We start from the raw sequence: 12,605 nt of genomic DNA on the forward strand, positions 1-12,605 counted from the left end.
TTAAATTGCGCGGAAAAACAAAAACTTAGAGCGGGGTTTTGATTCCATCAAAACGCATCCCGCTCTAGACGTCTGATCTGATCTTCCGGAGGAAACACGACCATGAGTGATCTCGTTCTCGAAGCGCCGGCGCCGGTCGCCGTTGTCCCTGTGGAAAAGGCCGCGGGTCTGGTGCCGATCGAGACCGCCGTCAAGACTGAGCTGGAAAGCAAGGTCGACTCGTTTGTCACGGACCTGGTTAGCGTCGACGCCAACAGTCCGGAATTCGGCGGCAAGGTCAACCAGCTCAACGCCCTTGGCCAGCGCGAGATTACGGCCCTGGCGTCGCAGAGCAATCGCTTTCTGGACCGGCCCACCAAGCAGATGGAAGGCGAGGGCAGCGTCGGAGGGTCGCTGATCGAGCTGCGCCATACGATCGAAGGTCTGGATCCTTCACGGGGCGGGGCCCTGCTGGAGCCGCGAAAGCTGTTCGGATTTATTCCTTTCGGCAACAAGTTGAAGGCCTATTTCGATAAGTACCAGTCGGCCCAGAGCCACATTAATGCCATCCTGGTCAGCCTGGCACGCGGCAAGGATGAGCTGTTGCAGGACAATGTCGCCATTGACGGTGAGCGCCGCAAGATGTGGGAGATGATGGGCAAGCTGGAGCAGGTCATCCATATCTCCAAGACATTGGATGGCCGCCTGGAGGAGAAGGCGGCGGAACTGGATGCTTCCGACCCGACCAAGGCACGGGCCATCCGCGAATCCGCCCTGTTCTATGTCCGCCAGCGCACGACCGACCTGCTGACCCAGATGGCGGTGACGGTGCAGGGCTATCTGGCGCTGGACCTGATCAAGAAGAACAATATCGAACTGATCAAGGGTGTTGAACGTGCATCGACGACGACGATTGCGGCGCTTCGGACAGCGGTGACGGTGGCGCAGGCCCTGGCCAGCCAGAAGCTGGTGCTGGACCAGATCACAGCCTTGAACACCACCACCTCCAACATGATCGCCAGCACCAGCGAACTGCTGAAATCGAATACGGCCCGCATCCATGAGCAGGCGACCTCAGCCACGATTCATGTCGAAACCCTGCAACGGGCCTTCGCCAATATTTACGCGACGATGGATGCCGTTGACGAGTTCAAGATCAAGGCGCTGTCGAATATGAAGACAACGGTTGACACGCTGTCGCATGAGACCGAGAAGGCCAAGGGCTATATCGCGCGTGCCCAGGGTAATATCTCGGACAATGCCTCGAACTCGCCGCTGGCCTTGAGCTGAGCCGTCGATCCGTGGTTCTTTTTTTACGACTCACGGGTTATTCTTGTCGGGTATGAACATCGTGGAGTTCTTTCGAAGGCTGTTTGCCAAGCCCTCGCCACCACCGGCACCTTTGCCGCCGGCGGTACCTCCCGTGCGCGTCGCGTATGATGACGATCGTATTCCCGACAGCGCCCAAAAGCGTATCGGCAAGATTCTTACTAGTCTTGACGAGGTTCAGACGGCTGCGGCGCGTGAGCAGGCGGCTGGGATCAATCGTTTTGAACTGGATCAGATGCGCGATCTGCATCTGCCCAAGCTGGTCAAGAGCTATATCGATATTCCGCCGGCGCACCGGGCGGAGATCTTTCGCAAGACGGGCAAGTCGGCGAGTTTTATCCTGGATGAAAGCCTGGACAAGATGCAGGACAAGCTGGACGACATGTTGCGCAGCCTGGCCCAGCATGACCTGGATGCCTTCACGCACAACACCCAGTTCATCGGCCAGCGCTATTCCGACAAGGACAACCCTTTCTTATGATCGGCCTTTCTTATGATCGGCCGCTTTTGTGATTGGCCGTTTTTGTGATTGGCCGTTTTTGTGACCCGTCAGGCATTCAGGTTTGAAAAATTCTTGAAACTTTCATTAATTGGAAGTATTTAGAATTTTATGTCGACGGTTTTGGCGGCCATTGAAAAAAGCGAGTTGGGCGATCGGATTATCACCGAGCGGCAGCTGGCAGAGGCGGTCGGTGGTAGCCCGGCGCGGCGCTACGGCCTTGTCAACAGGGCCTTGAAGGACGGCATCCTTTTGCGGCTGAAACGTGGTCTCTACACACTCGCGCCGCGCTACCGATCGTCCACATTGCATCCCTATACGGTTGCGCAGGCCCTGTTGCCGGGAAGTTATGTGTCGTTTCAATCCGCGCTTTCTTTTCATGGCTGGGCGCCCGAGGCCGTCTACGCGACCGCCAGCGTGACGCCGCAACGCAAGTCCGTGGCCTATGACATCGACGCGATCGGCCACTACACTTTTTCCCCCTTGGCCACCAATCCCTATCAGTTTCTGGTCGGCGTCGAGCGCCGCAGGCTTGGGGGGCTTGTGGCCTTCGTTGCCTCTCCACTGCGTGCCTTGATGGACATTGTTGCGGCGACCAAGACGCCATGGTCCGGCATGGATTGGGTTACCCAGGGCATGCGCGTCGATATTGATGCCTTGGTGTCACTATCGCCGGCGGTCTTCCTCGAGATGCGAGGCGTCTATAAACACAAGTCCGCTCTCGCTTTCCTGGCGGCTTTGGACGCTGATATCGCCAGGATGCAGAGGCGCCATGATTGACATAATTCGTGAGAAACTCCGCGACTATGCTGCGACAACCGTTGTGGAAGAAGACAACGCCCTGAAGGAAATTCTTCAGGAAATCGCCCTGCATGCGCTTTGGCGCGTGGACTTCTTCGATATCGCCCTGTTCCAGGGCGGCACCAGCCTGCGTATTCTTCACAAACTGCCGCGCTTTTCGGAAGACCTGGACTTTATCCTGCGGCAACCTGACCAGGATTTCGACCTTGAGCCCTATTTGCACGGCCTTCGCGTGGTCTTTGACCAATTTGGTCTGGCCCTGGAGGTCGTGTCAAAAGATCGGATGGATAGCGTCATTCGCGAAGCCGTCCTTAAGGACACAGCGGTCGCCAGGCAACTCGACCTGAGATTCGCCACTGGTCATCGGCCTGTGATCAAAATCAAACTGGAAATCGATACGAATCCCCCCGTTGGCTCAGGCGAAGCGGTAAGCTATCTGGACTTTCCGACGGATTACCAAGTCCGTCATCAGGATCTGCCGTCCAATTTCGCGCTAAAAATCCACGCTCTCCTTTGCCGCGGATACGTTAAGGGAAGGGACTGGTATGATTTTTCCTGGTACGTCACAAAGGGCGTATTCCCCAACCTGCCGCTGCTCGAAAACGCGCTGTTGCAGAAAGGGTCATGGCGGGAACAGCAAGACCTGAACGTGGATGTCAGCTGGCTGAACAGGGTCCTGGAAGCAAAAATCGATGACATCGATTGGTCCGCTGCCGCCGAAGACGTCAGACGTTTTCTTCGCCCGTCGGAACACAAGGTTCTCGACTTGTGGCGTGCGGAATTCTTCCACAACAAGCGTCAAAAGCTTTTCGGAATCATGTCCTGACCACCCGACAGCGCCAAGGCTGCCGGGTTTCTCGTCAGTGATCAACGGCGTCCGAAGAACCAAGGCCCGTTTGTGAGCGGACGAATTGCGAGAAGAACTTCTCCCGTTCGGCCTTGCCCCCCGCCGAGTTGTCCGTCACCGAGAACACCCACGTACCCGCGAAGGCCGCGATCATGGCGAACAGAGCCGGGTACTTGTATGGGAAGATCGCGACTTCGTGGTGCAAGACATCCACCCAGACCGTCGGCGACAGGACGGTCAGGGTTAGTGCTGTTATCAGCCCCATCGCCCCACCGATCACCGCGCCACGCGTGGTCAGGCGCGACCAGTACATGCTGAGGATCAGGATGGGGAAGTTGGTCGCTGCCGCCACAGAGAAGGCCAGGCCGACCATGAAGGCGATGTTCTGCTTTTCGAACACAACACCCAGAACGATCGCCACGATCCCCAGGACCACCACGGCAACCCTGGACACGATCATCTGGGCCTTTTCGTCGACATGGCCGCCGCGCAGGACGTGGGTATAGAGGTCCAGCGCGACGGACGAGGCGCCGGCCAAGGCCAGCCCGGCGACCACCGCCAGGATGGTGGCGAAGGCCACTGCCGAGATAAAGCCCAGGAAGATGTCACCGCCCACCGCATTGGCGAGGTGGATAGCGGCCATGTTGGCGCCGCCGATCAGGCCGCCCGCCGGATCCTGGAAGGCTGGGTTGGTGCCGACCAGCAAGATGGCGCCGAAGCCGATGACGAAGGTCAGGATATAGAAATAGCCGATGAAGCCGGTCGCATAAAAGACCGATTTGCGCGCTTCCTTGGCATCCTGGACGGTGAAAAAGCGCATCAGAATGTGGGGCAGGCCGGCCGTGCCGAACATCAGGGCCAGGCCCAGTGAAATCGCCGAAATCGGGTCGGTGACCAGCACCCCGGGCGCCATGATGGCTTCACCCTTGGTATGGACAGAGACCGCCTGGGCGAACAACTGGCCGAAATCGAAGTTGACCGAGCGCATGACCATGACCGCCATGAAGGTGGCGCCGGACAGCAGCAGAACCGCCTTGATGATCTGAACCCAGGTGGTGGCCAGCATGCCGCCGAACAGGACATAGAGCACCATCAGGCAGCCGACCAGGACGACGGCAATCATATAGTCGAGGCCGAACAGAAGTTGGATCAGCTTGCCGGCGCCGACCATCTGGGCGATCAGGTAGAAGGCGACGACCGTCAGGGACGACAGGGCCGAAAGGAAACGGATGGGGCGCTGGCCCAGGCGATAGGAGGCGACGTCGGAGAAGGTGAACTTGCCCAGGTTGCGCAGGCGTTCGGCCATCAGGAACAGGATGATCGGCCAACCCACCAGAAAGCCGATGGAGTAGATCAGGCCGTCGAAACCCGAGGTGAAGACCTGGGCCGAAATGCCGAGGAATGAGGCCGCCGACATGTAGTCGCCGGCAATCGCCAGGCCGTTCTGGAAGCCGGTGATTTTTCCGCCGGCGGTGTAGTAGTCCTTGGTCGAGGACGAGCGCTTGGAGGCCCACTTGGTGATGCCGAGCGTCAGCAGGATGAAGGCCAGGAACATGCCGATGGCAATGTAGTTGGTGCCTTGTTTCTGCACGTCACCGGTCAGGGCATCGGCCAGGGCGGCGGCGGGCAGGACGGCGATCAGAAGTGCCATCAGATAGGGACGAAAACGCGTCACTGGCCGTGCTCCTTCAGGAGTTCGCGGTTGAGGCGGTCGAATTCACCGTTGGCGCGTACGACATAGATGCCGGTGAGCAGAAACGACAGGAATATCAGGCCAAGACCGGCGGGAATGCCCCAGGTGATCACCGTGTCCGGAGCGACCTTCATGCCGAGGAGCTGCGGATCGAAGGCGATGAGGATGATGAAGCCGTAATAGGCCAGCAACATGATGATGGCCAGGGTCCAGGCGAAACGGCCGCGCTTATTGACCAGGGTCTTGAACCTCGGGTCATCGTAGATGCGGCGGTAAACCTCGTCTTCGGTACTCATTTTGTGTCTCTCCCACATATTTTTTGGGCATGGCATTGCCGTTACGGAAAACAGTCCCCGTTTTCCGTCGTGAAGGCAACCCTTATCTATTGAACGACGAGTTCGAATGGGGCTGCGGGCATATCATCGGCGCTGAACAGGTTGACGAACGGCGAGTCGGCCCAGGCATAGCGCACCTTGGTGATGTCGGCGCCGGCGCCTTTCAGCATCACCGTGTCGCCTGAAGGGGAACCGGCGACATAGCGGCAGGCACTACCGGCGCAAGCTTCGAAGCCGATAGCCATGTCCGAGCTGTAGGTGCGCAGGCCGCCATTGGTGCTTTTGAAGGTGATGATGACGTCGCTGCCAGACCGAGTGGCCGAAATGGCTTCCGGGCCGCCGGGCGTTAGGGTGGTGTCGCCGTAGGCGATGACGCGGGCGGCGCGGGCCAGGCGTTCACCGACGATGGTCTTCTGCGTCGGGTGGATGTCCGAGCGGTCGCCGAAGTCGATCGTGATGGCGGTGAAGGCCTTGGGATCGTTCGCGATGCTAAGGCGTTGCGCTTCACGCAGTTCGGCCCAGCCGGACTCGATCGGCTGGCTTGCGGTTGAACCATAGGCGGTGAGCTGGGTCACCAGGAAGGGCATGTCGGGCTGGCCGAAGGTGTCGCGCCAGTCCTTGATCAGGAGGGGCTGCAAGGTGCGGTATTGCTCGGCGCGACCGACATTGGATTCGCCCTGATACCAGGCGGCCAGTTTGAAATGGTAGCCTTTCAGGGGGGCGATCATGCCGTTGTACAGGGTGGTCAGGCTGGTCGGGACGTTCCACGGCGCCGGCGGGATGGACAGTCCCTTGGACGCCATGCCCTTCTTGTATTTCCAGTCGGCCTTGAGCTGGATGTACTGGCCGTCGCTGGTTTTCACCGCGCGGTTTTCCGGCCGGCCGGTCAGGCCGCCTCCATTGCCGCCGCTGAGGACGCGCAGAACGACGACGTTCGTGCCGGCCTTGAACACGCCCTTGGGGACATTGTACTCGCGCCACATCCACGACGTGCTGGCGCCGCCGACACGGGTGCCATTGACCCAGGCGGTGTCGTAGGTGTCGATTGGCCCCAGCACCAACTGGTTGGCGGTGGCGGCCTGGGCTTCGGTGAGGTCAACCGTGGTGCGGAACCAACCGACACCATCGTGGGCTTTGAAGTCTTCGATGCCGGCGGCCTTCCACGAACCAACCGGTGTCAGTGACGGCCATTTGGAGTCGTCGTATTTCGGCGCGATATAGGCGCGTTCGGACTTGGCGTTCTTGTCGTGGGCGTCCCACCAGGTTTCCTGGCGGCGCTCTTCATTGGCCATGGCCTTGGCGGGATCGGTGCCCAGTTGGGTGACGGCGGCGACGCCGTCTGCGAAGGTCGGCACAGTTTTCAACGACGACGGCCCTACCCAGCTTTCGAGGGTGGTGCCGCCCCAACTGGAATTGATGAAACCGACTGGCACCTGATAGCGGGCCTGAAGCGACTTGGCCATGTAGTAGCAGACGGCCGAGGCGTCGCCGGTGACGTCGGGGCCCGAGACCTTCCACTCGGTAGGGTGGGTCAGGTCGTCTAGCGGCAGGGGCTGGGTGTCTTTTTGGATGTTGGCGAAGCGAATGTTGGTGTTGCCGGAGCCCATCAGGGTCCCCCAGGCATTGGTCGAATTGCGGACTGCGAATTCCATGTTGGACTGGCCGCCGCACAGATAGACGTCGCCGATCAGTATGTCGTTGCGGGTGGCGGTCTCACCACCGGCCGTCGCGGTCAAGCTATAGGGACCGCCCGCGGTCATGACGGGCAGGGTGGCGCGCCATTTGCCGGCAGAATCGGCCGTGGCGGTGGCCGTCTGGCCGTTCAGAGAGACGGTAACCGCCTGTGACGGCGCGGCTGTGCCCCACACGGTGACCGGCTGGTCGCGCTGGACCACGGCGTGGTCGGTGAAGATCTTGGCGAACTGCGGCGCGGCGAGGGCCGGCGTCGTCAGCATAATGGCGGCGATGACGGTGGCGAGGCTTAGACGGAGCATGGTGTTCCCCTGTGACATTTTCTTGTTGGAGAAAGTTTCGGCCGTTTTGCGGGATAAGGCAACTCAAAAGATTTAATCGTATACTGCCACGGATTGGCGGCAGTTTGTAACAGACTGTCGGCTTCAACGTGGGAAGCACCATGCAACGTAGGACATTTGCGACGGCTTTGGCAGGTATTCCTTTCTCTGCAAAATCTACAACGGCGAAAGGTCACCCTGTCATGAATATAACACCTCTCGCACCCAGCCCCGGCATTGCCTTTGCGGAGGCGTGTGAAGTTTCCGGTTTTTCTCGCATGCTGTTCGTGAGCGGGCAGGTGCCGCAGGAGGGCGATGTCATTCCGCCGGACTATGAGGGGCAATACCGGCTGGCGTGGAAGAACGTCGAACGCCAGCTGCATGCGGCGGGGATGAGTTTCGACAACCTGGTTAAGGCAACCATCTACCTGTCCGACCGCAGCCTGATCGCGCAGAGCAAGGGCTTGCGGGCGTCAATTCTCGGCGAGCGGACGCCAGCGATTACCATTGTCATTGTCGGCATCTATGACGAGCGTTGGTTGTTGGAGATCGAGGCGGTCGCGGCGGCGTAACGTCAATCGCCTGCAGCCGCGCGGGCGCGGATGGCGCTCAAGGGCTCGTCGCGCAGCAGTTCGCCGTTGCGCCATACCGGGTGAAGAAGGTTTTCGCCGCCATCGACCGGTTGCCAGTCGCTGTCGCGGACGGCGGTGGTCTTCAGGTCGGTAGTGAGGCCCAGCAGGCCGCGTTTTGAGCGCTTGCCCGTGTCGGTAACCGGGTCCTTGTAGACGTCGCGCCAGACACCGTTCACCTTGGCGGCCGAGGCCTTGTAGGCGAATTGAAGCGTGTCGCGGTCGCACTTCTGCAGCAGGGCGCCGCCCATGCCGAAGGCCAGGTTCGAGGCGCTGAAGCCTTCCGCGGTTATGCGGTCCAGGATGGCGGCGATGCTGACCGGATTGACGCCGTCGCCCTGGATGACGCGGACGTTTTTCAGGACGCGGAAGCCCTTGGTATTGGTGTCAGTACCGAAGCGGTTGGCCAGAAGGTGCAGGGTTTTCGATACGACCTCGACGGGGTCGCCGCTGTCCGGGCGCACGACCAGGGTCGCGCCGCTGTCGATCACCTTCTGGCGCAAGGCTTCGCCCCAGATGTGGTCGACGGCGTGGTACAGGTCGTAGGAGTCCGAGACGACAGCGTAGAGACCGCCGGGTTTGCCGAACTGCTGGACCATGTTGGCATAGGCCGCCTGTTCGTTGGGCCGTTCCCAACTGGTGATGGTCGAATGTTCCGCCGCCGGGATCGAGAAACCGGCCATGGGTTCGTGGTAGAATTTACGGGCGGCGAGGATGGCGGCCAGGGTGTCCGTCCCCTGGAAATTGACCAGGTGGGCGAGGCCGCCCAACGCCGCTGACTGGGCCGACGAGACGCCGCGGGCGCCGAAGTCGTGCAGTTTGAACGGCAGTTCGCCATCGGGATCGTCGGCGGTTTTGACGAGGGCGTCGCGGATGATGCGGCGGACACCGTGGCTTATGGTCGCCACCGTGATCGGGTACCAGACGCGCAGCAGGGCCGTTTCGACATAGCTGGTCAGCCAGAAAAAGTCGGGATCGGTGTTGACCACGGTCATCATTGGCACGTGGATTGGGGCGACAGTGCCTTCGGGCTGGGCGCGGATATCGAGCGGCAGTCGGCCGTCGTGGCGGTCGAGCAGCAGTTGCCAGCCGGCTTCGTGGAAGGGCAGGCCGTGAGCCGGCAGGAGGTCGCGAGCCTCTTCGATATCGGCAGAAGTGACCGGGTTGGCGAATTCGGTTTTGAGGATGGCCTGGAGGCCGAAGAACAGGGCCTCGGGGTAGGGGCCGCCGCGGGCTTCGACGTAAGAGAAGACCTGTTGCGTGCCCTGCGGATATTGCAGGTAGTGGCTGGCCTTATAGCTGTCGGTGTTGAGGATCGGATTGGTCATGACAGAAGCTCCTTCTGTTGGTTGAGCTCGTCGGGGTCTATCCCCTGCGACTGTTTTTTGAGTTTGGGGCAAAGAAAGTCGCCCCACCACCACCCTCCGCCTTCGCTTTGCTACGGCTTCGGGCGGTCCCCCTCCCCACGCCAAAGAGGCGCGGGGAGGTATGAAATTATGCCGTGCCGAGGAAGTGTTCGAGGATGAAGAAGTGGTCCTCGAACAGGTGTTCGCGCAGGCGGCGGGCCTCGGCCAGGGGGACCCAGCGGGCGCGGGCGGCGTCGTCCGAACCGCGGACCGCCGGCAGGTCGCCGCTGGTGAACTCGAAATAGAAGGCGTGGGTGATGGTGCGCCCACGCTGCGAGCGGTCCGGGTCGTCGAAGACCTGGCGGCCTTTCAGGCTGCCCTTGAGGACAGGGACCGGAAGTTTGATGCGGGTCTCTTCTTTCAGTTCGCGGATGGCCGCCTGCAGCAGGGTTTCTTCCGGGTTGAGGAAGCCGCCGGGCAGGGCCCACAGGCCCTTACCGGGATGGGCGCCGCGCTTGACCAGCAGGACGTGGCCGGAGTGCACGATGACGGCGTCGACCGTGACGAAGGTCGGGGGATAGGGGGCAGCGTCCCAGGCAGCCTTATAGCCGTCGATATGGCGCTGTTCGTCGGCCAGAAGATTGAAGGTCTTGGATTTTTTGAACGCCAGAAGTGTTTCGTGAACGGCCTGGGGGACATTGGCCTGGACCAGGCGCAGGGCGCCTTCGTCGGCGGCGAACAGATGGCGGCGTAGTTCGGTGGCCGACAGGGTGGTGGCGAAGGGTACCTCGATCAGGTCCCACTGCGGGAAGGCATGCAGGTACCAGGAGCTTTCGTCCTTGTTGTGGCCGATCAGGCCGATACGAACATCGGCGGGGCTTTTGCCGCTTTCGGTGATGGCGGCGGCGACGTGTTCCTGGACGTCGGCCTGCCAGGCGCCTTCGTTGTAGAGGTGGTCGACGAGGTGGCGGATGATGACGCGGTCGGCGTCAGTGCCAAGCGCGGCGCGGATCATGACTTCGCGTTCGGCAGCCGAGAAGGGGTTGCGGGTCGAGCGGGCCGATTGGGCCGAACCGACCAGCACGATCAGGCGGTCGCAGGTTTCCAGCGCGCGGCGAACAACGGCCATATGACCGTTATGAAAGGGCTCGAAACGCCCGATGAAGGTGGTGAAATTGTAGTGCATGAGGCTCCCTCAGTGCGATGCCGTCCGGTCTGCCCAGACGGTCAGAAGTTGCGCCCGGATCGCGCGGCTGTCAACAGGGCAACTTCCTAAGGGCGCGGGCTTGGGTTAGACCTGACGGCATGCGGCTGAGGGATGTGAAAGCGTGGATGGAGGTGCGTCCGGCGGTAGCCTGCGGCGTCGCAGTGGGGCTGGTCGACGCCCCGACCCAAGCCTTCGAAACCTCGCGGAATCTGGATCAACTTGCCCGGAAGATGGATAGGGTTCTGGCTTAGAGCCTTATCTCAGTGCTGATGGCGTGCGGATCGAGCACGGCGTCAACCACCTCGATCAGGTCTTCCTTTGTGAAGGGCTTGCCGATCTGACCATGGACGCCGATGCGACGGCTGGCGTTCAGGGCTTCGAGGCTGGTCACCTTGTTCTCGATGCCGGCTGACATCGAGATCAGGCGCACCTTGGGCCAGGTGGTGCGGATGGAGCGCATGCCGTTCAGGCCGCCCATGCCGGGCATGAAGACGTCGCACAGCACCAGGTCGACGTGGGCGATATCGACGTTGGAAAAGGCGGTTTCCATCGAAGGCGCGACCGATACGCGGTAGCCTTCGGCTTCCAGGGCGGTTTTGACGAACAGGCAGACCGTGCGGCTGTCGTCGATGACCAGGACGTGGCGGCTCATGAGCGGGCCACCCTTTTCGGCCCGGGTCAGGACGTCGCCGACCTGGGTCTCGGTGAAGGGCTTGGGCAACAGGTAGTCGGCCTGGTATTTGCGCGCCTGGGCCAGGGTTTCGTCGATCGAGGTCGCCTTCGAGCCTGCCGTCATCAGGGCGATTACCGCCTGGGTCGCCAGGAGGCGGAAACGGTCGAAGTGTTTGAGGGTGTTGCGGTCGCCGACATAGACGTCGAGAAACAAGGCGCGGACGTCCATGACCTGGATGGCGTCGAGGGCTTCCTTGACGTCGGCATAGTGCAGGGCGGACCAGCCACGGGTCTCTACCATCTTGCGGATGATCGCTGCCTGGGTGGCGCTGTCTTCGAGGATGAGAGCTGAGAAACGCATTTTACCGAACCGCCGTTGGACCTGTTGAAATATGCGCGTCTGGCGGTAAAGGCGGGGTAAACCGGGCGGCACTTTTCCACTGGTGCGCCTTATCTCACAACGATTTTGCGTAGTTTTCCGACGTTTTTTGGCCGGGCGGAAAATTTTGCAAAAAGAAACGGTGGACGATTGACGACCGAGCTGAATCAGATGAGCCCAGTTTCCATGGTCACGGATTGTGACTGAACGAGATTTGACCCCACGGTCGGCGGCGGCGAGATGTTTGTTTTGTCGCGTAATTTACCTGAAACGTGCTGCATACTTTATCGGATTGCACTCTAAATGGCTTGCCGGAGACGGTTGTGTCTGATCATCTGCACCTATGCATCTGATTACCGAAAGCAATTATAGCGAAGCTGTCGACGCGATCAGGGATATCCTGATGACGTATGTCGAACTGACGAATTATAGCGGTTTTGGGCATTCGGCGGATATCCATGTCCGCTTCGATCCGCTCAAGTTCATTGACGCAGAGACGGATAATGACCGGGTCTTCTATGTCGATATGGACCTGCTTCGGACCGGGTCGGCGATTGTCGTCCTGTGTGCTGTGTTCGATACGTGGCTGGAGGGTGAGCATGCCCGGGCGACACCAGCACAAAAGCTGGCGCTGGAGAACGGCAGGTTCGGTCGCTTTCCAGACATCGAAACGACGCTTAAGGAAGCTTTGGCACGTGGTGCCATGAGATGGGAAGATTCCTGGTTCGATGACGCCGTGCAACCGATCTATCGGACGTATGTGTTGGGGTATTTTCGGCGGCTGGCCGAATCTGATCGCGCCTGAAAAACCGGCTTGACGCCTGCACCGAGTCAGATGAGCCCACTTTCCATGGTCACGGATTGTGACTGACACCAA

12 protein-coding genes are annotated in these 12,605 nt (G+C 60.5%); 6 read left to right on the forward strand and 6 right to left on the reverse strand.

Going from position 1 to position 12,605, the window contains the following annotated elements:
• Nucleotides 1–102 precede the first annotated feature (102 nt).
• From ABI_RS10495 to ABI_RS10510, 4 genes are all read left to right on the forward strand, one after another.
• Nucleotides 103–1,269 (forward strand): toxic anion resistance protein, encoded by a 1,167-nt coding sequence (locus ABI_RS10495; protein ID WP_006272923.1) that lies wholly within the window; start codon nt 103–105, stop codon nt 1,267–1,269.
• A gap of 133 nt (nt 1,270–1,402) precedes the next feature.
• A complete protein-coding gene (locus tag ABI_RS10500) occupies nt 1,403–1,789 on the forward strand; it encodes a hypothetical protein (protein ID WP_006272924.1) in 387 nt (128 codons plus the stop codon).
• 129 nt (nt 1,790–1,918) lie between these two features.
• Nucleotides 1,919–2,587 (forward strand): type IV toxin-antitoxin system AbiEi family antitoxin domain-containing protein, encoded by a 669-nt coding sequence (locus ABI_RS10505; protein WP_006272926.1) that lies wholly within the window; start codon nt 1,919–1,921, stop codon nt 2,585–2,587.
• Complete coding sequence (locus ABI_RS10510; protein WP_006272928.1) at nt 2,580–3,434, forward strand: nucleotidyl transferase AbiEii/AbiGii toxin family protein; 855 nt, start codon at nt 2,580–2,582, stop codon at nt 3,432–3,434. The genes ABI_RS10505 and ABI_RS10510 overlap by 8 nt, the downstream gene beginning before the upstream one ends.
• A 34-nt stretch (nt 3,435–3,468) precedes the next feature.
• Here the strand turns inward: ABI_RS10510 and ABI_RS10515 are convergent, their stop codons facing one another.
• The 3 genes from ABI_RS10515 to ABI_RS10525 form a co-directional block, all read right to left on the reverse strand.
• The gene (locus tag ABI_RS10515) at nt 3,469–5,130 is read right to left on the reverse strand and encodes a cation acetate symporter (protein WP_006272929.1); all 1,662 of its coding nucleotides are present in this window, start codon (nt 5,128–5,130) and stop codon (nt 3,469–3,471) included.
• Nucleotides 5,127–5,444: a DUF485 domain-containing protein gene (locus ABI_RS10520; protein WP_006272930.1), complete on the reverse strand. Its 318-nt coding sequence runs from the start codon at nt 5,442–5,444 to the stop codon at nt 5,127–5,129. Before ABI_RS10520 ends, ABI_RS10515 begins: the two co-directional genes overlap by 4 nt.
• 86 nt (nt 5,445–5,530) lie before the next feature.
• Complete coding sequence (locus ABI_RS10525) at nt 5,531–7,477, reverse strand: sialate O-acetylesterase (protein WP_040308795.1); 1,947 nt, start codon at nt 7,475–7,477, stop codon at nt 5,531–5,533.
• 140 nt (nt 7,478–7,617) lie between these two features.
• On the opposite strand from ABI_RS10525, the gene ABI_RS10530 reads away from it, so the two are divergent.
• The gene (locus ABI_RS10530; protein ID WP_211211136.1) at nt 7,618–8,067 is read left to right on the forward strand and encodes a RidA family protein; all 450 of its coding nucleotides are present in this window, start codon (nt 7,618–7,620) and stop codon (nt 8,065–8,067) included.
• A gap of 2 nt (nt 8,068–8,069) precedes the next feature.
• Here ABI_RS10530 and ABI_RS10535 read toward each other — a convergent pair whose 3' ends face one another.
• The 3 genes from ABI_RS10535 to ABI_RS10545 all read right to left on the reverse strand — a co-directional run bounded on the left by ABI_RS10535 (nt 8,070) and on the right by ABI_RS10545 (nt 11,710).
• A complete protein-coding gene (locus ABI_RS10535; RefSeq protein ID WP_006272934.1) occupies nt 8,070–9,452 on the reverse strand; it encodes a nicotinate phosphoribosyltransferase in 1,383 nt (460 codons plus the stop codon).
• A gap of 166 nt (nt 9,453–9,618) precedes the next feature.
• Complete coding sequence (locus ABI_RS10540) at nt 9,619–10,656, reverse strand: bifunctional nicotinamide-nucleotide adenylyltransferase/Nudix hydroxylase (protein ID WP_006272935.1); 1,038 nt, start codon at nt 10,654–10,656, stop codon at nt 9,619–9,621.
• A 268-nt stretch (nt 10,657–10,924) separates the two neighbouring features.
• On the reverse strand, nt 10,925–11,710 hold the full coding sequence (locus tag ABI_RS10545) for a response regulator (protein WP_006272937.1): 786 nt from the start codon (nt 11,708–11,710) through the stop codon (nt 10,925–10,927).
• Nucleotides 11,711–12,131: 421 nt separating this feature from the next.
• On the opposite strand from ABI_RS10545, the gene ABI_RS10550 reads away from it, so the two are divergent.
• The gene (locus ABI_RS10550; protein ID WP_157138776.1) at nt 12,132–12,533 is read left to right on the forward strand and encodes a hypothetical protein; all 402 of its coding nucleotides are present in this window, start codon (nt 12,132–12,134) and stop codon (nt 12,531–12,533) included.
• Nucleotides 12,534–12,605: the final 72 nt, after the last annotated feature.

The sequence above is a fragment of the Asticcacaulis biprosthecium C19 genome, from assembly GCF_000204015.1.
Classification (GTDB): domain Bacteria; phylum Pseudomonadota; class Alphaproteobacteria; order Caulobacterales; family Caulobacteraceae; genus Asticcacaulis; species Asticcacaulis biprosthecius.

Bases quoted from the DNA above. Each gene is read 5' to 3' on its own strand.
- ABI_RS10495 (WP_006272923.1), top strand. From the start codon at position 103: ATGAGTGATCTCGTTCTCGAAGCGCCGGCGCCGGTCGCCGTTGTCCCT.
- ABI_RS10505 (WP_006272926.1), top strand. From the start codon at position 1,919: ATGTCGACGGTTTTGGCGGCCATTGAAAAAAGCGAGTTGGGCGATCGG.
- ABI_RS10510 (WP_006272928.1), top strand. From the start codon at position 2,580: ATGATTGACATAATTCGTGAGAAACTCCGCGACTATGCTGCGACAACC.
- ABI_RS10520 (WP_006272930.1), bottom strand. From the start codon at position 5,444: ATGAGTACCGAAGACGAGGTTTACCGCCGCATCTACGATGACCCGAGG.
- ABI_RS10525 (WP_040308795.1), bottom strand. From the start codon at position 7,477: ATGCTCCGTCTAAGCCTCGCCACCGTCATCGCCGCCATTATGCTGACG.
- ABI_RS10530 (WP_211211136.1), top strand. From the start codon at position 7,618: ATGCAACGTAGGACATTTGCGACGGCTTTGGCAGGTATTCCTTTCTCT.
- ABI_RS10535 (WP_006272934.1), bottom strand. From the start codon at position 9,452: ATGACCAATCCGATCCTCAACACCGACAGCTATAAGGCCAGCCACTAC.
- ABI_RS10540 (WP_006272935.1), bottom strand. From the start codon at position 10,656: ATGCACTACAATTTCACCACCTTCATCGGGCGTTTCGAGCCCTTTCAT.
- ABI_RS10545 (WP_006272937.1), bottom strand. From the start codon at position 11,710: ATGCGTTTCTCAGCTCTCATCCTCGAAGACAGCGCCACCCAGGCAGCG.
- ABI_RS10550 (WP_157138776.1), top strand. From the start codon at position 12,132: ATGACGTATGTCGAACTGACGAATTATAGCGGTTTTGGGCATTCGGCG.